Genomic DNA, 22304 nt, shown 5'->3' on the forward strand with positions numbered 1-22304 from the left:
AGGCACGTCAACAAAACCCGGGGCGATGGCCTCTCGCCCTATTGAGCGGAGGCCGCGCGGAGTCAAATGCCTCGCAGTTCGTGCTCGATGTCATCGGGCTTGCCACCCCACCAGTTGGGAGTGTCAAGCAACCCCGGGCGTGCCACCTGCTTTTCAAGCTGCGACTTCAACTTCTTCAGATACACCCGTGTCTGGATGGTCGGCTCCAGTTGGCAGAGGGCTTGCCAAGCCAGCTGGATATATTCCAGGTAGTGCGTGGCCTGCTCTGCACAGGTAGAGGAGGACTCCCATCGATCAGTAAACGCATCAAGGTAGGACAAGGCGTTCTTCGCCAGTATTTCCCTGGCGCCCAGCTCCTGGGTGCTGCCGATCAGTTCCTTCAAGACTGCGCATCCCAGGTCCTTGCTGGCCGGCACATACAGGGGTGAGCGCTCTTCAGTCAGTACCCACTTCAGTCGCGCATCATCCTGGCCCAGTGCATTCGCTACGCCATTGGGCAAGGCGAACACTTGGATGGCACTGTGTATCAGAGGCGGCGCGAGCACCGTCCGCAACGCATCCACATAGAGCTCATACGCTCGGGCCACTTCCCATGCAGGAACACGCAGCGTGCCCTGTATAGGCTCGGTATCCATATACAGGCGCTGTGGGTCATCGCACTGGGCTGCAATGATCGCCGCCAATCGCAGCTCGCGTTCACGGAGCACTCTTTCCGGTTGGCTGCCGTTCTTTGAGACGCTCCCATAAAAGCTCCTGATAAAGCCGATACACACGTCATATTCGCTGCGCGCCTTGAATATGGCGCCCTGAAGACCGGCCGTGTAACAGAACTCAATCAACCCCAGCAGCTCTGCGGCGCTGTGCATCGCTCGCTCGAACGCTTCCCGTGAGTAAAAGGCGCCGGCTCTGCCCAACTGCTCGCCATACTGAAAATTCGCCATGTTAAGCATCGCACAGGCCACTGCGACCTCACCTTCGTCGCTGCGGCTAGCCGCCTCTCGAATGAAGTCGTTGAGGGGCTGGGCGTTCCGGAATTCCCCCCAGGAACTCACCAACCGGGAAAACTCGGGAATGGTGAACTCCACCTCGCGGACCGCCAGGCTCATCTCATAGTGAATGTTTGCCAGGGACAGTTTGCTTCTGGCATGGCCCAGCTCTTCGATCAACTTCAGCAGGCGCTTGTTCTTAACGTCGTCCTTGGGAGATTGTGCGGCGTTGAGCGCTACTTGCTTGTGCTGCTCCTGTTCCTTGGTATTGGCATTGCCAAACATGTTGGCTCTGAAGGCCGATTGGAACCCCAGCAGGTGCTCTTCAACCACCTGGGCCACCTTGGGTTCGGTCTCACGTAAGACGGTTTGCAGGATGATCCCGCGCCAGTCCAGTTGGCCCTCGGCATGCCGATCAGCCGCCGCGCCGAACACCGACAAGCTGCGACAGATGCGCTTGGCCTGGCGCGGGTTGGCGGGAAACCATTCGGCGGTCTGCACGATGGCCGTGTCCGGTAGGAATGGGCAGCAGTATTTCAGGTTCCTGGCGACCATTCGCTGCACCTGCTTCGGGCTGGGCTCGGGCAGGGTCACCGGCACATCGATGATCTTGTCCAGGAAGTGCTGGGCCGACTCGCCGAAGGCATCGGAATAGGAACGCAGGGCCCGTCCCACGACCTCCTTGTCAAAGGCCAGGACAAAGACGAATCCCGGCCAGTCCAGAAGTTCCCGCAGCGTCAACAGGGTCGCCGGGAGCATCCGCGGATCGGCACGGTCGAGGTCGTCGACAAACACAATGATGCGTCTATCGCCCAGTTGCTTGCGCAGGGCATCCAGGTCGCTTTTTTCCAGTTGCAGTATTTCACTCAGTTTCTCGAAGGCCAGCCCTGCGGCGCCGGCTGCCAAGGTCACGATTTCGCTGTAGCTGGCCGACTCGGGAAGCTTGAGGTCAGCGGTTTTTTTGGCGGCTTTTTCCAGGATCTCGGCGATCTTTTTCGACTGGCGTTTGGTCCAGTGCTTGAAGGGCTCGCCAACACCTGAACGTTGCAGTGCATCCGCCAGCGCCAGATAGAACTGCACGATGAACTCCTGCTCGCCGCTGGTCCGCCACGCGGGAAGCCGCACCACGATGTCGTCCTTCTCCTCGGCTATGAGCTGCAAAAAATTCAGCACGCTGGTCTTGCCGCTGCCCCACGGGCCGTACAGGCCGATCCGGGTCGACCAGCCCAGGGGCGTCGCGGTGATCATGCGATACACCAGCCTGGCCACCGGCCAGCGATCCAGAAGGTCGTCGTCGCGGCGGGTCAGCGCCGCGTCGTGCCCGCCGGGGGCGGTAAAAGCCTGTGTGACCGACATCTGTCTACGTCCTTATTGCTGCTGCGGCTTGAGCAGATCGATGGAGATCATCTTGTACATGCCGCTGAGCGGCACCATGCGCTTGATGTCCATCTGGTAGAAACCGGCCACCGGGCTGATGGACGCCGGCATGGCCGGGGTACAGCCGGTGAGGCTGTAGAGGTTCATGTGGTCGGCATTCGGATCGCCCACGGTGCCCTGGCGCATGGACAGGCTGCAACGCAGGCTGCCCTTGAGCCCGGGGCCACCATCGCCCTGGACTTCCAGGCGCAACGGGCAGACACCCATGCGCCGACCGCCCATCCAGGGATCCTGGGCCTGCGGACATTCCTGGTCGCCGACGGTGGCCATGACCTGGCCCACCAACTGGCGCAGATCCTTGTTCTGGTCCGGCCAGACTTCGCCGTTGTCGACCATGCGGTCCTTGATGAACAGGGTGTAGCGCACCGGGAAACCGACCTTGTTGCTGAGCATGAACGCGCCCTGGGAATAGGCCAGCTTGTCACCGGCCTTGCAGCCGGCGCGATCGGTGACGCTGAACTCGGTGGTGTTGAGGTTCTTCATGTCGGTGCCGCCGTTGAGCCGGATCAGGCACTGGGCTTGCCGGCCGTCGCGGCAGGCGTTTTCCACCAGGCGCAGGCCCTGGCTGAGCACCGCGTTGTCGTCGATGACAAAACCGTTGAAATTGCTCATGTCGCTGGGCAGCACGCGGTTGACCCGCAAGTCGACGAGAAAATCGCCGTTGGCCGCCAGCGAGGGCTCCAGGTTGATCGAGAAGCGGGCGTTGCACTGCTGCTTCAAGGTCACCTTGAAGTTCTGCGCATCCGGCAGGCCACCGATCATGCCGCCCGCACCGAACGGCAGGCCGAGGACGCTGCCCAGGGTGGTGAGAATGCCGGAAATCACGGCCTTGGTCTTGGCGTAGGCCTCCAGCTCGTCGTTGGTCATGTTGCTGACTTGGGCTTGGCTGAAGTTGTTCGACTGGTTCCAGTTGAAGCTGGTGGTGGAGCGGATGGTCCCGTTGAGCCGGGCCTCGTCGCAGGCGCCACGCTCCTGGCAGAACTTGAGGTTGAAGCCCCAGTCCTTGCTGAAGATGTCGAGGATGTTGAACATCGGCTTGCTCAAGGCCATCACCAGCATGCCCTGCTGGCGCGCGCCGATCACCACGGGACCGGATTCCAGGCCCTTGGCGGTGGCGTATTTGGGCACATCCACTGGGTACTTGCGCTCGAAATCCGAGGAGTTGACGTTGAACGGCGGCTCGAACGTGATGGGGTAATCGCCTTCGTTCTCGATCACCAGGGTGATGAAATCAGGCTCCGCGGCCTGAGTCTCAAGGCTGAGCGCGGCCAACGGCAGGCCCAGCAGGCAACTGGTCAGCAAGGCGGTGTGGCAGCGGGTCCAGAATCCGGTCGGGCGCATCGTCAATCCTTGAACGAGGGAGAGGGGCGCTCACTGTAAATGCTTTATGGCCCATTGCCACCCCCTTCTTTCATCACTTCGGATCAGCATCAGGCGCCACCAGGCGCACCGGTCTACAGTTAACCACCGGGCTTGCCCTCTTCCCCCCGCCCAAGCCGGCCCAATTGATGCGAGCCCCCCATGCCGCCACTCCAGACACGCCCCATTCACGTGCAACACCTCAAGGCCGCCTGCTCAAATTGCAGCGTGCTGGAGTTGTGCTTGCCCATCGGCCTCAATCACCAGGAGGTGCAACGCCTGGACACCTTGATCCTGCAGCGGATGAAGGTGAAGAAAGGCCATACGCTGTATCACGCCGGCGATCCCTTGCATTCGCTGTACGCCGTGCGCATGGGCTTCTTCAAGACCTGCGTGCTGTCGGTGGACGGCCGCGAGCAGGTCACCGGGTTCCAGATGGCCGGGGAGATTCTCGGGCTCGATGCCATCAGCACCAACCAGCATGCCTGCAGCGCCTTTGCCCTGGAGGATTGCGAGGTGTGCCCGATTCCCTTCGCCCAGCTGGAACACTTGTCCCAGGCCCTGCCTTCGCTGCAGCACAACCTGAACAAGATCCTCAGCCGGGAGATCGTGCGTGATCACAGCATGTTGCTGCTGATGGGCAACATGAACTCCGACGAGCGCCTGGCGGCCTTTCTGCTCAATCTGTCCCAGCGCCTGAGCCTGCGCGGCTATTCGTCTCGGGCCTTTGTCCTGCGCATGCGCCGCGAGGAAATCGGCTCCTACCTGGGCCTGCGCCTGGAAACCATCTGCCGGGGCATTGCCCATCTGCGCGACCAGGGCCTGGTGACGATCAACGGCAAGCAGGTCCAGATCCTCGATCTGGAAGGCCTGAAGCGACGGGTCGCGGGCTGCCAGAACCCGGCCAGGGATTAGGCCGCCGAGCCAGGCTCCAGATCCACGCTGTCGCGGTATTCCGGCACCGACACCGACCAGCCCAGTTCCAGGCTGATACGCCGGCGCAAGGTGTCGGCGGCATTGGCCTCGCCGTGGATCACATAGGTGTGCTTCGGCGCACGCTTGAAGCCCCGCAGCCATTGCATGATCTCGTCGGCGTCGGCGTGGGCCGAAAGGCTCTGCATGGCCGTGACTTCGGCGCGGATCGGCACTTCCCGGCCATGGATGCGCACCGACTCGGCACCGGCGATGATCTGCGCGCCACGGGTGCCACCGGCCTGGAACCCGGGAAACAGCAGGCTGTTGGCCGGATCGGGCGCCAGCACCTTCAGGTGATAGAGCACCCGGCCGCCGGTGGCCATGCCGCTGGCGGCGATGATCACCGCCGGACTGTTGAGTTGGTCCAGGGCCATGGACTCCTGGGTGCTGCGCACGATGCGCGCGACATGGCACATGCCTTCGCATTCCTCCCGGGACAATCGGTGCTCACTGCGAAAACGCTGGTACAGATGGGTGGTGTCGGTGGCCATGGGGCTGTTGAGGTAGATCGGCAGATCGGGAATTGCCTGGCGCTGGCGCAGGCGATACAGGTGATACATCAGCAACTGCGCGCGCCCCACGGCAAAGGACGGCACCAGGGTGATGCCGCCACGCGCGGCGGTACGGTTGATGACATCGGCCAGTTGCTGCTCGGGGTCGTCCCGGGGATGCAGACGGTCGCCGTAGGTCGACTCCACCAGCAGGTAGTCGGCCTGCTCGATGCTTTCGGGGGCGAACATCAGCGGGTCCTGCATGCGGCCCAGATCACCGGAAAACACCACACTGGTGCCCGCGGCGTCCACCTGGACCGAGGCGGCGCCGAGAATGTGCCCGGCGCCGCGCAATTGGACATGCAACCCCGGCACCACTTCCACCCGATGCTGCAATTGCAGCGGATGCAGGAGTTTCAGGGCCTGCTCGGCATCGCGCTCGGTGTACAGCGGCAACGCCGGGGCATGTTTGGAGAAACCGTGGCGGTTGGCGTAGGCCGCCTCCTCTTCCTGCAGTCTTGCGCTGTCGCGCAGCAGTATCTTGGCCAGCTCGCAGGTGGCGGCGGTGGCATACACCGGTCCGCGGTAGCCGTTGCGCACCAGCAGCGGCAGGTAGCCGCTGTGATCCAGGTGAGCATGGGTCAGCACGATGGCGTCCAACTCGCGCAGCGGCAGGCCGAAGGCTTCCCAGTTGTGCTGGCGCAGCTGCTTGTAGCCCTGGAACAGCCCGCAGTCCACCAGCACATGCCGGCCCTCGTGCTGCACCAGGTATTTGCTGCCGGTGACGGTGCCGGCGGCACCGAGAAAGCTCAGGCGCATGTCCATCTCCTTCGTGTCGGGCAAGGTCCCGGGGCATGGCCGGCCCTCATTCCTGGGGCTCCACCAGCATCAGGCTACAAGGGGTGTGGTACAGCAGTTGCTCGGCGCTGCCGCCGACAAAGCGTTGCAGGCCCCGGCGATGCACGCGTCCGAGGACTATCAGGTCGAAGTCGTGGTCGGCGGCAAAGCGCGCGATGACCTGGTGCGGCACGCCTTCCAGGCGATGACAGAGCTCCGGGGCGATGGCGTAGCGCTCGGCCAGCGTCTCGAACGCTTCTTGCTGCGCGTCGTTCACCGCCTCGCGCATGCTGAGGTCGTTGTCAGGACTGTAGATGGGCAGGCCGGTGGCATTTTCCGTGGCCCAGTCCGCCACGTTCAGCAGGTGCACCCGGGCGCCGCAGGTGCTGGCCAGGGTCGCGCCCATCTGCAGAATGCGCTGGTTCAGGCCCTGGGTCAGGTATTCCAGGTGAGACAGATCCAGGGCGGCCAGCACCTTCAACGGCAAGGGATGCCGGCTGTCGGTCACCAGGTGCAGCGGCTGGCGCAGGTCGCGCAGCAGCAACCAGTCCAGGGGCTTGTAGAAGATGCGCCGCAGGGTGGGCACGGGCTGGGCGTCCTTGACCACCAGGTCCGGGTGGTAGTCGCTCACGTAATCGAGGATGTCCTGCAGCCGGGCCTTGGCCCACAGCACTTCGGTGGTCACCCGCAGGCCATTGGCCCGCTCGAAGCGGGCCTGCTGTTCCAGCCACTGCCGATGCACCTGCAGGTAGCCTTCCCGGGCCTGGGCCATGGCCTGGTGATCGAACAGCCCGGCGACCTCCAGCACTTCGATGAAGTCGAAGGCGACGATATGCAAACTGGCGCCCATGGCCCGGGCCAGGGCACTGGCCCGGTCGAAGGCCGGTGTGCGCGACAGGGCGGTGGGTGCGATCAACAACACGCGTTGCAGTGTGGACATGGGCACCTCCCGGGCGGCGCGCTGGGCAACGACCCGGGATACCCGAGCCGATGCGCCGATGATGCGCGCCGCGCGGGCCGCCGATTTGACAAAAATCACAAAGCCTCGGGTTAAGGCCGCGCCGGCAGTCACTCGCCGAGCCGGTGAAGCGCATCTGATCCAGATCAGATCCTGCACCGGGCAACCGCGGTAAAGGATAGTGACCGCGCGACCCCGGGCCGCGGCCTCCCCCTTCATCATCCCCAGAGGATCGCCCCATGTTCAGCATCAAGGAACACAACGATCAGGCCGCTGCGGCCTATGGCGCCGTGACCGGCCTGCACTGGATCGAGGCGCTCAACGACGGCCGCCATGTGCTGATACGGCCCCTGGCCGAGAAAGACCGCGAGCGCGAGTACAACTTCATCAAGCGCTTGTCCCCGCAATCGCGACACATGCGGTTTCTGGCGCAGGTCAAGGAGCCCGACGCCGCCATGCTCGACCAGTTGATGGATGTCGACGGCAAGCATCGCCTGGCCTACATCGCCCTGGTGCATGAACAGGGCCAGTTGATCGAAATCGGTGTCAGCCGCTACGCCGCTACCTCCAGCGATGAATGCGAGTGCGCCATTACCGTGGCCGATCAATGGCAGCATCTGGGCCTGGGATCATTGCTGATGACGCATCTGATCCGCGCGGCCCGCCAGCATGGGTTCGTGCAGATGTACTCGGTGGACAGCGTGAACAACCAGCCCATGCGCGAGCTGGCCGCGCACCTGGGTTTCACCACCCACACCGACCCGGATGATCCCCATCAGGTGGTGCATCGCCTGCTCCTCTGACCCTTGGTGCCACGCCGGCCCGCAACCGGCGTGGCCAGGTGCGGCTCATGGTTGGGAGTCACGCGGCGGCTTGACCGCCCAGATACTGCAGGGGGCCTGCAACAGCAGGTGCTCGGCGGTGCTGCCCAGGCGCTTGTGCAGGCCGCGATGCTGGGTGGTGCCCATGACGATCACGTCGCTCTGATGCTCCTCGGCGAAGCAGCAGATTTGCTGCAACGGCATGCCCTCCATGAAGTGACTGCGTTCCGGGGGCACGCCGTGACGCTCCGCCACAGCGCGATAGACGTCACGTTGCGCCGTCCCCAGGGCTTCATACAAACCGCTGGCCAGGGACAGCGCGCCGACGCCGGTGTCCTTGGCGTAGACCGCCACCCAGTCATACACGTGCAACAGGTCCAGCTCGGCTTCGCACTGCTCGGCCAGCTGGACCGCCGCGTCGACGATCTGATCGTTGAACTGCAGGTCCTGCTCTTCGCTGCGCAGCACATCGATGATGGCCAGCACCCGGCGTGGCCGTGGGTGCCGGGCTTCGGTCACCAGATGCACCGGCAGGGCAAAATCGCGCAGCAGCTGCCAGTCCAGCGGGGTATAGAAGATCCGCCGCATCGCCGACTCGGCATGGGCGTCCTTGATGATCAGGGCCAGGGGCATTTCATTGGCGAACAGCAAGATCTCCTGATACGCCTGGCTGACCCAGCGCGCTTCGCAGGTCACCTGCAGGCCTCGCTCGCGCATCCCTTGAGCCTGCTGCTCCAGCCATTGCCGGTGTTGTTCCAGGTAAGCCGCCTGCAACTGCTCGGCCTCATGGCTCTGGAACAGCCCGGCCAGCGTCAGGGCCTGCAAATGATCCAGGGCGACGATATGCACCGGCAGTTGCATGGCCAGGGCCAGCTGCTCGGTGCGCTCGAAAGCCGGCGTGCGCTGCATCTGCTGGGGCGCGATCAAGAGTAAACGCGGGGTTTGCGACATGGATCACCTCGGCACTGAAGCTTGAAGAAACCGCAAGGGGGTCATTCAAGACTGCGCGCCATGGCCCGGGACGAGTTGATCTTTATCAGGCGTCGCGGCTTTTTTCGCACCTTGCAGCCGCTTATTGCAGCCAGACACCGACCCACATCGCCAGGGTCAGCAGCGCTTGTCCGGGCACGACGTACAGCGCAAAGCGCCAGCCGCCGCTGAGGGCCGCCAGCACGCACTTGCTCAGGGAGTTGCTGCTGACCGCCAGCATCACCGCGCTGCCGATGGCACTGCCGGGCAGTTGCCCGGACTTGACCAGTGCAGCAATCGACGCGGTGGACGCATGGGCATCGGCAAAGCCGCTGATCAAAGCGCTCAACATCAGCCCCGGCTGCCCGAAGTAATTGAGCATCAGCGAGCACGCGAAGGTAATGGCGCTCATGCTCAGGGCCACGATCAAGACCAGCTTGGGATTGAACGCAGCCTTGTCGGCGAGCGGCTCGACGCTGCCGGGCTCGCTGCGGGGAAACACCAGGCCAGCGGCATACAACGCGGTGCTGACGCCCCCCAGCACCAGGGGCAGCCACATGGCCTGCAGCAGTGCGCGATCGACCGTCGTCAGGATCAGACCGATCTGGGTCACCGTGGCCAGGTTGGACAGCAGCGCCGCGGCGGCCAGCACCCTGACCTGCCGGGGCGCCCTGGCGACCCGCTGGCCCATGGAGGCGATGGTCAGGGTGCTGGAGACGAATCCCGAGGCCACGGCGCTGAGGGCGTAGCCGTAATGGGCGCCCAGGGTGCGCACCGCGACGTGGCCCAGGGCCCCCACCGCCATCAGCAACACGGTCAGGGTGCCGATGGTGCGCAGGTTGAACGCCGCATAGGGGCCGATGAAACGATCCGGCGTCAGGGGCAGGATCACCAGCGCCGCCACCAGCAGCGTCAGGCCATCGGCGATTTCCCGGTCGCTCAACTGACTGCGCACGAAATCATGCAGCGTCTGCCGATAGGCCAACAACGCGGTCATGACCACGGCAATCGCCAGTGCCAGCTCCGGGGCCGAGCCGCACAAGGCCCCGAGGACCAGCACCGCCAGCAGCGCCACTTCGCTGGTGACCCCCGGGTCCTCTTCTTCGGTGCGCCAATAGGCCACGGTTACCAGGGCGGCCACCGCCACGGCCAGCGTGGCCAGCAACAGCGTGCCGCCCACCCGCTGGCCGATGAACCCCAGCAGCGCGGTGATGGCGAAGGTGCGCAACCCGGCACAGTTGCGCTGGGGGCCCTGGCCTTTGCGCCGCTCGCGCTCCAGGCCCACCAGCATGCCGACGCCCAAGGCTGCGGCGGCGTTGCTCAGGTCGATGGTTTCAATCATGACGCGCCCCCGGCAGACAGCTCCCCGCGAGCATAGAGCGCTGCCCGCGCTTTCGCGAACCCAGCAACCGCAGGCGCCGCTTGGCCGGTGCAGACGAAGGCTCAGGCCAGCCAGCGCCTTCGGCCAGGGGGACGATCAGCTTGGGCGACGCTTCAGGGTTTCGCTGGGCAGCTCCTTGAACAGCGCCCGGTAGCTGCTGGAAAACCGCCCCAGGTGCCAGAACGACCAGCGCATCGCCACTTCGGCCACGGTGGTTTCCGAGGGCTGGCGGCCAAGCAGTTCGCGATGGGCGCTGTTGAGCCGGCGCAGGCGCAGCCACTGGCTCGGCGCCATGCCGGCAAAGGCCTTGAACGCGCTCTGCAACTGGCGCAGGGAAACCCCGGCCACCTGGGACAGCTCCAGCAGATTGAGGGTTTCCTCGGGCATGTCGGCCGCCCATTGCGCCACCCGCTGCATGATCACCCGCTCCTCGCTGCGCCGTTGCAGGCCTCCGGGGTCCAGGCGCGCGCAGGCGTTGTCGAGGATGTACAGGCAATCGTCGAGCAATTGCTGGGTCAAGGCCTCGCGGCTGGGGGGATCGAGGGTCTGGGACAGGCGGGTCAAGGTGGCGCTCAGCCAGCGGCAGAACAGTGCGTTCTGCTGGCTGCCCAACGGCGCCATGAACAGGCCGTCGAGGCGTTCCAGCCCCAGGCCCTGGCCCTTTACGAACTCGGGGCCGAACACCACCGCCACTTCCTGGTAGTTCTCCGGGGTGATCCAGATGTTGCGGCTCTCGCCGTTGAGCACGTACAGGGCGTTGTCGCTGCGATCGAAACAGAACGCCAGGGCGCCTTGCGGGGCGCTGAAATTCTGCTCGACCCGGGTGTTCATGCGCTCCTCGTAGATCTCCACGCCCTGCAGGTCGAGGTAGCGCACCAGGCCATTGAAATGCCCGGGGGACATCTGCTGGTAATGCTGCACCCAGCCCGGGGTGGCACGGATTTGCTCGGCGACATCGAAGGTGTTGAACGCTTGAACCTGAAGCGGATTGGACGCTGTCATCGGGGGGACCTTGCGCACTCTTTTGGTGCGCTTTGGTACTGCTTAAAGTGGATAGATGGAACAACAAGGCTCGCCCAAGATAGTCGCCAATGCGCCGCAGGGGAAGCCTTGCCGGGATACTCCCGCTCACCTCGGAGCAGACAAGAACAATCATCGAGGTCTTTATGAACGCCCCTTTCGATCAGCTGTCCTCCTGGCTGAAAGATCACAAGATTACCGAAGTCGAGTGCGTGGTCAGCGACCTGACCGGCATTGCCCGCGGCAAGATCGCGCCCACCAACAAGTTCCTGCACGAGCGCGGCATGCGCCTGCCGGAAAGTGTCCTGCTGCAAACGGTAACCGGGGATTTTGTCGACGACGACCTGTACTACGAACTGCTGGACCCGGCGGACATCGACATGGTCTGCCGCCCCGATTCGTCATCGATCTACCTGGTGCCCTGGGCCATCGAGCCCACGGCCATCGTCATCCACGACACCTTCGACAAGTTCGGCAACCCCATCGAGCTGTCGCCGCGCAACGTGCTGAAAAAAGTGCTGCAGCTGTACACCGACAAGGGCTGGCAGCCGATCGTCGCCCCGGAAATGGAGTTCTACCTGACCCAGCGCTGCGAAGACCCGGACCTGCCGCTCAAGGCCCCGCTGGGCCGCTCCGGTCGCGCGGAAAGCGGCCGCCAGTCGTTCTCCATCGACGCCGCCAACGAGTTCGATCCGCTGTTCGAAGACGTCTATGACTGGTGCGAAGCCCAGGGCCTGGACCTGGACACGCTGATCCACGAAGACGGCCCGGCGCAGATGGAAATCAACTTCCGCCACGGCGACGCCCTCGACCTGGCGGACCAGATCACCGTGTTCAAGCGCACCCTGCGCGAGGCGGCGCTCAAGCACAACGTCACCGCCACCTTCATGGCCAAGCCGGTGGCCGACGAGCCCGGCAGCGCCATGCACCTGCACCAGAGCGTGGTCGACATTGCCACCGGCAAGCCGATCTTCGTCGATGAACAGGGGAACAAGAGCCAACTGTTCCTGCACCACATCGGCGGCCTGCAGAAGTACATCCCCAAGCTGCTGCCGATGTTCGCCCCCAACGTCAACTCGTTCCGTCGTTTCCTGCCGGACACCTCGGCCCCGGTGAACGTCGAATGGGGCGAGGAAAACCGCACCGTCGGCCTGCGCGTGCCGACCGCCAGCCCGGAAGCCATGCGCGTGGAAAACCGCCTCCCCGGCGCCGACGCCAACCCCTACCTGGCCATCGCCGCCAGCCTGCTGTGCGGCTACCTGGGCATGGTCGAGGGCATCGAGCCCAGCGCCGCGGTGGAAGGCCGGGCCTATGAACGCCGCAACCTGCGCCTGCCGATCACCATCGAGGACGCCCTGGCGCACATGGAGGAATGCCCGACCATCGAGCAGTACCTGGGGCGCAAGTTCGTCCGTGGCTATGTGGCGGTCAAGCGCGCCGAACACGAGAACTTCAAGCGCGTGATCAGCTCCTGGGAACGCGAGTTCCTGCTGCTCAGCGTCTGATTTCCCCAGCGTCTGCAATCAATAAAAACAACCCGAAGAGGTGTCGATATGCGTCTTTTGCAAGCAGTGATCCCGGTAGCACTGGCGGCCTTGATGAGCGCCGCCGTCCAGGCACAACCCAGTGTCAGCGTGTACAACTGGACCGACTACATCGGCCAGACCACCCTCGCCGACTTCCAGGGCAAGACCGGGGTCAAGGTGATCTACGACGTGTTCGACTCCAACGAAACCCTGGAGGGCAAGTTGCTGGCCGGACGCACCGGCTACGACGTGGTGGTGCCCTCCAACCATTTCCTGGCGCGCCAGGTCAAAGCCGGCGCGTTCCTCAAGCTGGACCGCTCGCAACTGCCCAACTGGCAGAACCTGGACCCCAAGCTGCTGGCCCTGCTGGAACAGAACGACCCCGGCAACCAGTATTCGGTGCCCTACCTGTGGGGCACCAACGGCATCGGCTACAACGTCGACAAGGTCAAGCAGGTGCTGGGCATCGACCACATCGACTCCTGGGCGGTGCTGCTGGAGCCGGAAAACCTGAAGAAGCTGCAGCAATGCGGGGTGTCGATGATGGACTCGCCGGATGAGGTGTTCCCGGCGGTGCTCAACTACCTGGGCCTGGACCCGCGCAGCGAAAAACCCGAGGACTACAAAAAAGCCGAGGCCAAGCTGCTGACCCTGCGCCCGTACATCACCTACTTCCACTCCTCCAAGTACGTCTCGGACCTGGCCAACGGTGATATCTGCATCGCCTTCGGTTACTCCGGGGACGTGTTCCAGGCCGCCAACCGGGCCAAGGAAGCCAAGAACGGGGTGAACATCGCCTACTCGATCCCCAAGGAAGGCAGCAACCTGTGGTTCGACCTGCTGGCGATTCCCGCCGATGCCGGCAACGTCAAGGAGGCCCACGCCTTCATCAACTACCTGCTGGACCCGCAAGTGATCGCCAAGGTCAGCGCCTACGTCGGCTATGCCAACCCCAACCCGGCCTCGCAGCCGTACATGGACGCCGAGCTGGTGCATAACCCCGAGGTCTATCCACCTCAGGAAGTCCTCGACAAGCTGTACATCTCCAGCACCCAGTCGCCGGCCATCATGCGCTTGATGACCCGTTCCTGGAGCAAAGTGAAGTCCAACAAATGATTCAGCCAAACCTTTCGGGCAGCGCCAGCGAGCATGCCCGCTCCTACTACGCCGCCTCGGCCGGGCCGCTGCCCGGCTACCCGGCCCTCAGTGCTGACCTGGAAGCCGATGTGTGTGTCATCGGCGCGGGTTTCACCGGGGTCAACACCGCCATCGAGCTGGCCCAGCGCGGGCTGTCGGTGATCCTCCTGGAGGCCCGGCGCATCGGCTGGGGGGCCAGCGGGCGCAACGGCGGCCAACTGATCCGCGGCATAGGCCATGACGTCAGCGGCTTTGCCCGCTACGTCGGCCAGGATGGGGTCAGATACCTGGAGCGCGCCGGGATCGACTCGGTGGAGCTGGTGCGCCAGCGCATCGCCGAACACGGCATCGACTGCGACCTGCGCTGGGGCTTCTGCGAGCTGGCCAATACCCGGGCCCAGTTCGCCGCGTTCCAGGCCGAACAGGATCACCTGGCAAGCCTGGGCTACCGCCACCCGACCCGCCTGATGGCGCCTCAGGACATGGCACAGGTGGTGGCCTCCTCGGTGTATGCCGGGGGCCTGGTGGACATGGGCTCGGGGCATTTGCATCCGCTCAAGCTGGTACTGGGCGAAGCGCGGGTCGCCGCCTCCCTGGGAGTGCGGATCTTCGAACACAGCCCGGTGCTGGAGCTGGTTCACGGCCAGCGGGTCGAGGTGCGTTGCGCCACCGGCACGGTGCGCGCCGCCAGCCTGGTGCTCGGCTGCAACGCCCACCTGGAGCGACTGGAACCGCGCTTGAGTGGCAAAGTCCTGCCGGCGGGCAGCTACATCATCGCCACCGAGCCCTTGGGCGAAGAGCGCGCCGCCGCGCTGATCCCGCAGAACCTGGCGCTGTGCGACCAGAAAGTCGGCCTGGACTACTACCGACTCACGGCGGACCGGCGTCTGCTGTTCGGCGGTGCCTGCCATTACTCCGGGCGCGACCCGGCGGATATCGCCGCCTACATGCGGCCGAAAATGCTCAAGGTGTTCCCGCAGTTGGGGGATGTGGCCATCGACTTCCAGTGGGGCGGCAAGATCGGCATCACCGCCAACCGCTTCCCCCAGGTCGGGCGCCTGCCGCAGCACCCCAATGTGTATTACGCCCAGGGCTACTCCGGCCATGGCCTGAACGTCACCCACTGGACTGCCCGGTTGCTGGCCGAGGCGATCCAGGCTGGCCACAGCCGCGGCCTGGACGTGTTCGGCGCGGTGCCGCACCTGACCTTCCCCGGCGGCCCCGCGCTGCGCGCACCGCTGCTGGCCCTAGGCATGCTTTGGCACCGGATGCGCGAAATGCTCGGTTGACCGGCCTCCGTCACCGGCAGCATCCGGCGCCGTGGGAGCCGACTTGCCGGCGAACAGGGATCGCCGCCTTGCACTCGCTGGCCAGCCAGCGCCTGGGGGGCGGGTTCTCTAGGTCAACCGTCGCTGCAGAAAATCCAGCAACAGGGCATTGACCCGCTGCGGCTGCTCATTCTGGATCCAGTGCCCGCAGTCGCTCAGCAGGTGCTGTTCAAGGTCGGCCACCTGGCCGGGCATGCGCTTGAGGGTATGGGCTTCGAGCACGCCCACCGGATCACGGTCGCCGAGCAGGAACAGGGTCGGCTGCTGCACCCGGGCCTGGGCCAGGAACTCGGTGCGCTGCCAGGTGCGTTCGAAGTTGCGGTACCAGTTCAGGGCACCGCGAAAGCCGCGCCCGGCGAAGGTCTGGCGATAGACCTGGAAGTCCTCCTCACTGCACCAGTGCGGCAGCCCCGTTGACAGCGTCACCCCGTCGAACAGGCGGGCGTCGGCCGGCTTGGGCTCGAGCAAGGCCTGCACATTGCCCATGAACAGCCGCAGGCTGGCGTCGATGTCGGCGTCCAGTTCCGCCTCGGCCACCCCGGGCTGCTGAAAGTAGAGGATGTAGTTGAAATGCCCGCCATGCACCTCGCGCATGATCTCGCTGGCCGGGCGTTTCGGGCGTCCGGCAAAGGGCACCGAAAGGGTCACCAGCGCCGCCACCCGCTGCGGCTCCAACAGCGCCAGGTGCCAGGCCACCGGGGCGCCCCAGTCGTGACCGACCATGCACACCCGCTGATGACCAAAGACGTCCATGGCCTGCTGGATATCCGCGCACAGGGTCAACAGATCGTAGGCCTCCAGCGCCTGCGGCGCCGAACTGCGGCCGTAACCACGCATCTCCGGCACAAACACGCGAAACCCGGCCTGCACCAGGGCCGGCACCTGATGGCGCCAGGAGTACCAGCACTCGGGAAAGCCATGCAGCAGCCACACCGGGACTCCGTGCTCGGGTCCGGCGACCTGGACACTGAGTTCGATTCCGTTGACGGCCAGAAGATGCTGTTGATAGGAAGTCATGCCGGGCGCTCCAGGGTCGATGCGAGGAGCAGAACCTAGCAGATGGCGGCCGCGGCCTTGAGCAATATTGATGGTTCGAATGACGCTGCCACTCCTGCCGGCACTATGCGCTGCTGGCAGGAGCGGCGGCCCATCAGGCGGAAACCAGGCCGATCTGGGACTGGCTGTGCTGACGAATCAGGCGCTGGGTGTTCAAGACCTTCTGCAGGGCCTGCTCGGAGTCGGGGTCCTGCATGGGCGCGCGAATCGCCGCCGACACCAGGCTGATCAGCTTGGCCATGACTTCGGCGTCGGTGGCCGGACGGCCCAGGCTCATGGCCTGCATCAGCAAGCGCAGTTCGGTGCCGGCCATGACCCCGGAAATCGCCTTGAGGGCGAACTGCAGGCGCACCCCCAGTTCGTTGCGCGGCAGGTCCGGCAGCGCCAGGGCAAAGGCCTTGAAGAAGCGCTCGAACACCGGCTGGTAGTGTTCCTTGAGGTATTCCTGAATGAAGGGCGAGGTATCGCTGTACACCCGCCCCAGGAAACGAATGAACGAGCGGCCTTCCAGGCCACCGCTTGCATCACTGCGTTCCAGGCCCATGGCCGGGGCGAACAGCACCCCCAGCAGGGTTTCGCAATCCAGCGGGCCCTCGGCCTGCTCCTCGCACTTGGCCAGCAGTTCCAGGCGCTGATCGTTGAGCGGCCCCAGACGTTGCATCAACAGGGCCTTCATCAGCGAGTCCTTGTCGCCGAAGTGGTAGTTCACCGCCGCCAGGTTGACCTTGGCGCGCTCGGTGATCTGACGCAGCAGCACGGCGTCGTAGCCGTACTTGATGAACAATGCCTCGGTCGCTTCCAGCAGTCGGGTCTTGGTGACATTGGGGGCACTGAGTTTCTTGGCGACCATGGAGGACTAACCTTTGCTGGGTGAAAAACTGACCGTTCGAACAGTGTTTTAAAAAAAAATTTGATTTTTTATACCCGCGAGAAGCCCTAAAAGCAAGCGCCCGAGGGACGTCCCCAGCGGCTCGAGGCCGTTTTGTGACCCGCGGGTTCCTGGCGGAAAAGCCCCGAAAAAAGCCCGCAATTACCCGGTTCAGACAGCTGGCGCGGCAAGATGAACGCAGTTACTATTCAAACAATTTTTTAAAACAATAAATAAAAACCAGAGCTTGGCCTTGCCCCTGGACCCCGCGCTACGGGACGCCTGTGTACCGTGGATGTTCAAGCATGCAGTCGAGCCAGCCGGCGCGGTAAGCGATGACAGCGACGATAATCGACCCAGGTTTTATCTCCCTGCAAGGCATAGGCAAGAGCTATCGGCTGGCGGAGCAACCGCTCCACATTCTCAAGAACGTTTCCCTGTCCATCGACACCGGCGAAAGCTGCGCCATTCTCGGCGCCTCGGGCTCCGGCAAGAGCACCCTGCTCAATATCCTCGGTCTGCTGGACCTGCCCGACAGCGGCGAATACCGCTTCGCCGGCCACGATATCTTCCGCGCCAGTCCCGACCAACTGGCGGCCATCCGCAACCGGCAGATCGGCTTCGTGTTCCAGAGCTTCAACCTGCTGCCGCGCCTCAGCGCCCTGGACAACGTCGCCCTGCCCCTGAGCTATCGCGGCGTGGCCCGGCGCGAATCCCTGGAGCGCGCCCAGCACATGCTCGATCAGGTGGGCCTCGGGCAACGCGCCGCACACCGTCCCGCCGACCTCTCCGGCGGCCAGCGCCAGCGGGTGGCGATCGCCCGGGCCCTGGTGGGCGAGCCGTCGGTGATCCTCGCCGACGAACCCACCGGCAACCTCGACAGCCACACCGCCCAAGACATCATGGACCTGCTGCTGGCGCTGAACCGCGAACGCCAGGTGACCCTGATCATCGTCACCCACGACCCGGGCATCGCCCAGCGCCTGGAGCGGCAGATCCGCGTCACCAACGGCGTGGTGCAGGAGGTCTGCCCGGCATGAGCCTTCAGGTCGAACAGAGCGCCAGCCAGCTGCTGCACGAGGCCTTCATCAGCCTGCGCACCCTGGGCAAGCGTTCGATCCTGGCCCTGCTGGGCATCGTCATCGGCAGCTCATCGGTGGTGGCCCTGATCAACATCGGCCACAACGCCGCCGAGGACGCCGCGGCGATCTTCCAGGACATGGGCACCGATACCCTGGCGGTGCAGTTTCCCGATTCCTCGGCCAGTCGCGCGCCGATGCCGCCGCTCCTCGACCTGGCCGCCTTGCACCAGGCCCTGCCGCAGTTGCTGGACATCGCTCCGGTAGCGCTGTTCAGCGGGCCGGTGGTGTACCGCGGACGCTCCAGCAACGCCAACCTGGTGGGCAGCACCCCGTCCCTGGCCAGCGCCATGCGCCTGCAGGTGCTGCAAGGGCGCTTCCTCTCGGAGTTCGACAGCGGGCAAACCTACGCGGTGGTCGGGGCACAGGTCGCCGAAGCCCTGAGCACGCCCCACGACCCGCTGCGCCTGGGCGAGCGGATTCGCATCAACGACTACCTGTTCCAGGTGATCGGCATCCTCGCCCGGCAACCGGCGGCGGTGCTGATCCCGGTGCAGACCAACGAATCCCTGTTCATCCCCCTGGAAGGCATGCGGCGGATTTCCTCAAGCCCGCAGATCAGCAACCTGATCGCCCGCGCGGCACCGGCCCAGGACATGAACCGGCTGGCCGTGGCCCTGGGCGACACCTTGAAGCAACAGCTGCCCGGGCGCAGCGTCGAGGTGCAGGTGCCGCAAAAGATCATCGACGGCATGACCCGGCAAAGCCGCACCTTCGGTTACCTGCTGATGGCCCTGGGCGGCATCTCCCTGGTGGGCGGCGGCGTCGGGGTGATGAACGTGATGCTGATGAACGTCTCCGAGCGGCGCCGGGAAATCGGCATCCGCATGGCCCTGGGCGCCCGGCGCCGGGACATCCGCAACCTGTTCCTGCTCGAAGCGGTGACCCTGACCGCCGTCGGTGCGCTGTCCGGTGCGGTGCTGGGCATGAGCGCCGCCTACCTCTATGCCCGCCTCTCCGGCTGGCAGTTTTCCCTGGCCGGCGCCTCCCTGCCCCTGGGCATCGGCAGCACCCTGTTGATCGGCTTGTTCTTCGGCCTGTACCCGGCCGTCGCGGCCTCGCGCCTGCAACCGGTGGAGGCGCTGCGAGATGAATGATCGCCAACGCGTCGCGCTCTTGCTGCTGTGCCTGCTCAGCCCCCTGGGCCAGGCCGGCTCCCGGGACATAGACGTGGCCCGCCAGGCATCGGCCCCGACCCTGCGCAGCGCCTACGAGCGCAGCGCGCTGCTGAGCCAGCAGCAGACCGAGCTGACCCTGGCCGATGCGGTCTACCTGGGCCTGCGCAACAACCGCGGCATCCGCAGCGCCTACCTGCAGCGGGTGGCGCAGAAGTTCGACCTGCGGGTGTCGGAGGACGCCTTCAACCCCAAGCTGCTGCTCAGCGGCACCTACCGGGCCAACAAGGGCAGTAACGACGGGGTGCGCAACACCACCCTCACCCCCAGCTCCAGCCTGCTGGGGGAATACGGCACACGGCTGAACATGGCCTGGCACCAGGAACTGAGCCAGGCCAATCGGGCCGGCTACTACCGCCGCGACGGCCTCGACCTGTCGATCATCCAGCCGCTGCTCAAGGGCGCCGGCTGGGACGTGACCACCGCGCCGCTGCGTCTGGCGCGGATCAACGAACAAGCCTACCGCCTCAACCTCAAGGCCAACGTGGCGCAGACCATCAGCGACATCATCGGCGCCTACCGCGAACTGCTGCGGGCCCAGCAACAGCTGGCGATCGTCGAGGATGCCCTCAAGCGCGCCAATGCCCTGCTCCAGGTGAACAAGGCGCTGATCGCCGCCGGGCGCATGGCCGAGTTCGAGATCGTGCAGACCGAAGCCGACATCGCCACCCAGGAACTGGGGGTGGAAGAGGCCCGCAACCAGGTGGACATCAACCGCCTGTCGCTGCTGCGCCTGCTGGCCCTGGACCTGTCGACCCGGATCCGCGCCAGCGACGGCCTGCAGGCGGCGAAAGTCAGCATCGACCAGCAGGACGCCCTGCGTCTGGCGCAGATCCAGCAACCCACCTACCTGGCGACCTTGCTGGGCAGCCAGCAGGCCGACCTCAACCTGATCATCGCCAAGGACCAGAGCCGCTGGGATGTGTCCCTGGTGGCCGGCGCCAATCAGGTGCGCAACCGCTACGACAACGACGGCGGCAACGGCGCGGGACGGACCTGGGACAGCTATGCCGGCGTCCAGGTGCAGATTCCCATCGGCGACTTGAGCACCCGTCAGGCCGAGGTGCATGCCCGGGTCGACGTGGAAAACCAGGCCCTGGTGCTGGCCGATGCGCGCCAGGCCCTGGAACGCAGCGTCAGTGACGTGGTGCGCGACCTGGGCACCCGCTGGCGCCAGTACGAGATCGCCCAGCGCGCCGTGGACCTGTCCCGGCGCAAGCTGGAGATCGAGCGGGAAAAGCTCAGCGCCGGGCGCTCCAGCAACTTCCAGGTGCTGAGTTACGAAAGCGATTTGCGCACCAGTGAAAACGCCCGACTCAATGCACTGATTGCCTACCTCAACGCCCAGACCCAGCTGGATCTGACCCTGGGCACGACCTTGGAGACCTGGGACATTGCGCTCAACGACTTCTGAGCAGAACAACTGGCGCAAGCGCTGCCTGCAAGGCGGCACGGCCCTGCTGGTGCTGGCGGTGGCCGGCGTGGCCTTCACCGGTTACCGCGCCCCGGCCGACTCGGCGGCGCAAACCGGCCGCTGGATAGACGTCAGCCCCGCGCCGCTGATTCATCAGATCGGCCTGGTGGGCAAGATCGAGCCCCAGCGCACCATCAGCCTGACGGCGCCGTTCGACGGCAACGTCCTGGCCAACCTGGTGGAACAGGGCCAGCGGGTCGAGGCCGGCCAGACGCTGCTGAAAATGGACCCCAGCCTGATCGAGATCCAGTTGCGCGAAGCCTTGTCGGCCCAGCTCAAGGCCCGGCGCAGCGTTGAGGAACTGCAGAACTGGGACAGCAGCGCCCTGGTGACCCGGGCCCGGCGCAGCTTGCGTGCCTCGCAGATGGCGGTGAGCAATTCCGAGCGCAAGCTCAGCGAAAGCCAGAGCCTGTTTGCCCGGGGCATCATTCCGCGCAACGAGCTGGACGATCTCAAGCAACAGCTGCAGAGCCAGCGCCTGGACCTGACGGCGGCCCAGGGTGAGCTGCAACAGGCGCTGGATCAGGGCAAGGGTGAATACCGACAGATTGCCGAGATGGAACTGACCAATGCCACGGTCAAGTACCAAGCCCTGCAGGCCCTGCTGGCGGGCAAGGACGTGGTCGCCCCGTTTGCCGGCATCGTGGTCCCGGCGCCGGGGGTCAACCTGATAGCCATCGCTTCGGCGGCGAACTCGGGCCCGGTACAGACCGGGAGCAAGGTCGGCCAGGGCCAGGTGCTGTTCGGCCTGGCCAACATCGAGCAACTGAAGATCGTCAGCAAGGTCTCGGAGCTGGACATCAACCAGCTGCGCCAGGGCCAGAGCGTGGAAATTCTCGGTGACGGCTTTGACGGCGAACGCCTTGAAGGCCAGGTCGACATCGTCAGCAGTCTGGCGCTGCCGGGGGATGCCAGCGGCGCCAGCGCGCAGTTCCCGGTGACCCTGGCGGTGCCCAAGCTGACCCGCGAACAACTGCAGCGGGTGCGCCTGGGCATGAGTGCCCGCCTGACCATCATCACCTACCGCAACGATCAGGCCATCGTCATCCCGCCGACGGCGATCCAGCGCGGCGCCGATGGCATGAGCGTGGAATATCGGGCGAGCGCCGAGCAACCGGCCAAGCGCCTGCCGGTGAGCGTCGGCCAATCGACGGCTGAGGGGGTCGAAGTGTTCGGCCTGCAACCGGGCCAGGTGCGCCTCCCTGGCGCCCCCTGAGCCCAGTAACACCAACAGCAACACCGACAGCAACACCGTCGTAGGAGCTGGCTTGCCAGCGAAGACGTACTCAAGAGCAACGCCTTATCCAACGGCCTCTTCGCCGGCAAGCCGGCTCCTACGGAACGACCGCCGGCCTGTCGGCGCCAGC

At 65.0% G+C, this 22304-nt stretch carries 18 protein-coding genes; 9 read left to right on the forward strand and 9 right to left on the reverse strand.

Features of this window, described 5'->3' with window-relative positions; all coding sequences use genetic code 11:
- Nucleotides 1-62: 62 nt before the first annotated feature.
- Nucleotides 63-2342, reverse strand: a complete 2280-nt coding sequence (locus GGI48_RS30930) for a P-loop NTPase fold protein (RefSeq protein ID WP_179601827.1) — start codon at nucleotides 2340-2342, stop codon at nucleotides 63-65.
- Between the two features lie 12 nt (nucleotides 2343-2354).
- Nucleotides 2355-3764 (reverse strand): hypothetical protein, encoded by a 1410-nt coding sequence (locus GGI48_RS30935; RefSeq protein WP_179601829.1) that lies wholly within the window; start codon nucleotides 3762-3764, stop codon nucleotides 2355-2357.
- Between the two features lie 180 nt (nucleotides 3765-3944).
- Here GGI48_RS30935 and fnr point away from each other — a divergent pair, with 180 nt between their 5' ends.
- Entirely contained in the window at nucleotides 3945-4697 is a 753-nt protein-coding gene (gene fnr, locus GGI48_RS30940; protein WP_179601831.1) for a fumarate/nitrate reduction transcriptional regulator Fnr, read from the forward strand.
- Here the strand turns inward: fnr and GGI48_RS30945 are convergent.
- Both GGI48_RS30945 and GGI48_RS30950 read right to left on the reverse strand, forming a co-directional pair.
- On the reverse strand, nucleotides 4694-6067 hold the full coding sequence (locus GGI48_RS30945) for an MBL fold metallo-hydrolase (protein WP_179601834.1): 1374 nt from the start codon (nucleotides 6065-6067) through the stop codon (nucleotides 4694-4696). The two genes, fnr and GGI48_RS30945, sit on opposite strands and share 4 nt — an antisense overlap.
- A 46-nt stretch (nucleotides 6068-6113) precedes the next feature.
- Complete coding sequence (locus GGI48_RS30950; protein ID WP_047304341.1) at nucleotides 6114-7025, reverse strand: universal stress protein; 912 nt, start codon at nucleotides 7023-7025, stop codon at nucleotides 6114-6116.
- A gap of 257 nt (nucleotides 7026-7282) precedes the next feature.
- On the opposite strand from GGI48_RS30950, the gene GGI48_RS30955 reads away from it, so the two are divergent.
- Nucleotides 7283-7846, forward strand: a complete 564-nt coding sequence (locus GGI48_RS30955) for a GNAT family N-acetyltransferase (protein WP_016964050.1) — start codon at nucleotides 7283-7285, stop codon at nucleotides 7844-7846.
- Between the two features lie 45 nt (nucleotides 7847-7891).
- Here the strand turns inward: GGI48_RS30955 and GGI48_RS30960 are convergent, their stop codons facing one another.
- The 3 genes from GGI48_RS30960 to GGI48_RS30970 form a co-directional block, all read right to left on the reverse strand.
- Nucleotides 7892-8815 (reverse strand): universal stress protein, encoded by a 924-nt coding sequence (locus tag GGI48_RS30960; RefSeq protein WP_179601836.1) that lies wholly within the window; start codon nucleotides 8813-8815, stop codon nucleotides 7892-7894.
- 121 nt (nucleotides 8816-8936) lie between these two features.
- Entirely contained in the window at nucleotides 8937-10175 is a 1239-nt protein-coding gene (locus GGI48_RS30965; protein WP_179601838.1) for a DUF4010 domain-containing protein, read from the reverse strand.
- Between the two features lie 135 nt (nucleotides 10176-10310).
- Nucleotides 10311-11216, reverse strand: a complete 906-nt coding sequence (locus GGI48_RS30970) for a helix-turn-helix domain-containing protein (protein ID WP_016964053.1) — start codon at nucleotides 11214-11216, stop codon at nucleotides 10311-10313.
- A gap of 164 nt (nucleotides 11217-11380) precedes the next feature.
- Between GGI48_RS30970 and GGI48_RS30975 the strand changes: the two genes are divergently transcribed.
- The 3 genes from GGI48_RS30975 to GGI48_RS30985 are packed head-to-tail and all read left to right on the forward strand — an operon-like array spanning nucleotide 11381 to nucleotide 15186.
- Nucleotides 11381-12739 carry a glutamine synthetase family protein gene (locus GGI48_RS30975; protein ID WP_179601840.1) on the forward strand — a complete coding sequence of 453 codons (1359 nt, stop codon included), beginning with the start codon at nucleotides 11381-11383 and terminating at the stop codon, nucleotides 12737-12739.
- Nucleotides 12740-12787: 48 nt separating this feature from the next.
- Nucleotides 12788-13876 (forward strand): polyamine ABC transporter substrate-binding protein, encoded by a 1089-nt coding sequence (locus GGI48_RS30980; RefSeq protein ID WP_179601842.1) that lies wholly within the window; start codon nucleotides 12788-12790, stop codon nucleotides 13874-13876.
- Entirely contained in the window at nucleotides 13873-15186 is a 1314-nt protein-coding gene (locus GGI48_RS30985) for an FAD-binding oxidoreductase (protein ID WP_179601844.1), read from the forward strand. Before GGI48_RS30980 ends, GGI48_RS30985 begins: the two co-directional genes overlap by 4 nt.
- A 108-nt stretch (nucleotides 15187-15294) precedes the next feature.
- On the opposite strand, the gene GGI48_RS30990 is transcribed toward GGI48_RS30985, so the two are convergent.
- Together GGI48_RS30990 and GGI48_RS30995 are read right to left on the reverse strand one after the other, a co-directional pair.
- Nucleotides 15295-16242 (reverse strand): alpha/beta fold hydrolase, encoded by a 948-nt coding sequence (locus tag GGI48_RS30990; RefSeq protein WP_179601846.1) that lies wholly within the window; start codon nucleotides 16240-16242, stop codon nucleotides 15295-15297.
- A gap of 133 nt (nucleotides 16243-16375) precedes the next feature.
- Nucleotides 16376-17131 carry a TetR/AcrR family transcriptional regulator gene (locus tag GGI48_RS30995; protein WP_179601848.1) on the reverse strand — a complete coding sequence of 252 codons (756 nt, stop codon included), beginning with the start codon at nucleotides 17129-17131 and terminating at the stop codon, nucleotides 16376-16378.
- Nucleotides 17132-17484: 353 nt separating this feature from the next.
- Here GGI48_RS30995 and GGI48_RS31000 point away from each other — a divergent pair, with 353 nt between their 5' ends.
- From GGI48_RS31000 to GGI48_RS31015, 4 genes are read left to right on the forward strand one after another with little or no spacing between them, the layout of a single operon-like run.
- The gene (locus tag GGI48_RS31000; RefSeq protein WP_179601850.1) at nucleotides 17485-18189 is read left to right on the forward strand and encodes an ABC transporter ATP-binding protein; all 705 of its coding nucleotides are present in this window, start codon (nucleotides 17485-17487) and stop codon (nucleotides 18187-18189) included.
- Entirely contained in the window at nucleotides 18186-19385 is a 1200-nt protein-coding gene (locus GGI48_RS31005; RefSeq protein ID WP_047304324.1) for an ABC transporter permease, read from the forward strand. The genes GGI48_RS31000 and GGI48_RS31005 overlap by 4 nt, the downstream gene beginning before the upstream one ends.
- Nucleotides 19378-20877, forward strand: a complete 1500-nt coding sequence (locus GGI48_RS31010) for a TolC family protein (RefSeq protein ID WP_179601852.1) — start codon at nucleotides 19378-19380, stop codon at nucleotides 20875-20877. Before GGI48_RS31005 ends, GGI48_RS31010 begins: the two co-directional genes overlap by 8 nt.
- On the forward strand, nucleotides 20858-22153 hold the full coding sequence (locus GGI48_RS31015; RefSeq protein WP_409565335.1) for an efflux RND transporter periplasmic adaptor subunit: 1296 nt from the start codon (nucleotides 20858-20860) through the stop codon (nucleotides 22151-22153). The genes GGI48_RS31010 and GGI48_RS31015 overlap by 20 nt, the downstream gene beginning before the upstream one ends.
- Nucleotides 22154-22304 lie beyond the last annotated feature (151 nt).

The sequence above is a fragment of the Pseudomonas protegens genome (genome assembly GCF_013407925.2).
Lineage (GTDB): Bacteria > Pseudomonadota > Gammaproteobacteria > Pseudomonadales > Pseudomonadaceae > Aquipseudomonas > Aquipseudomonas fluorescens_AP.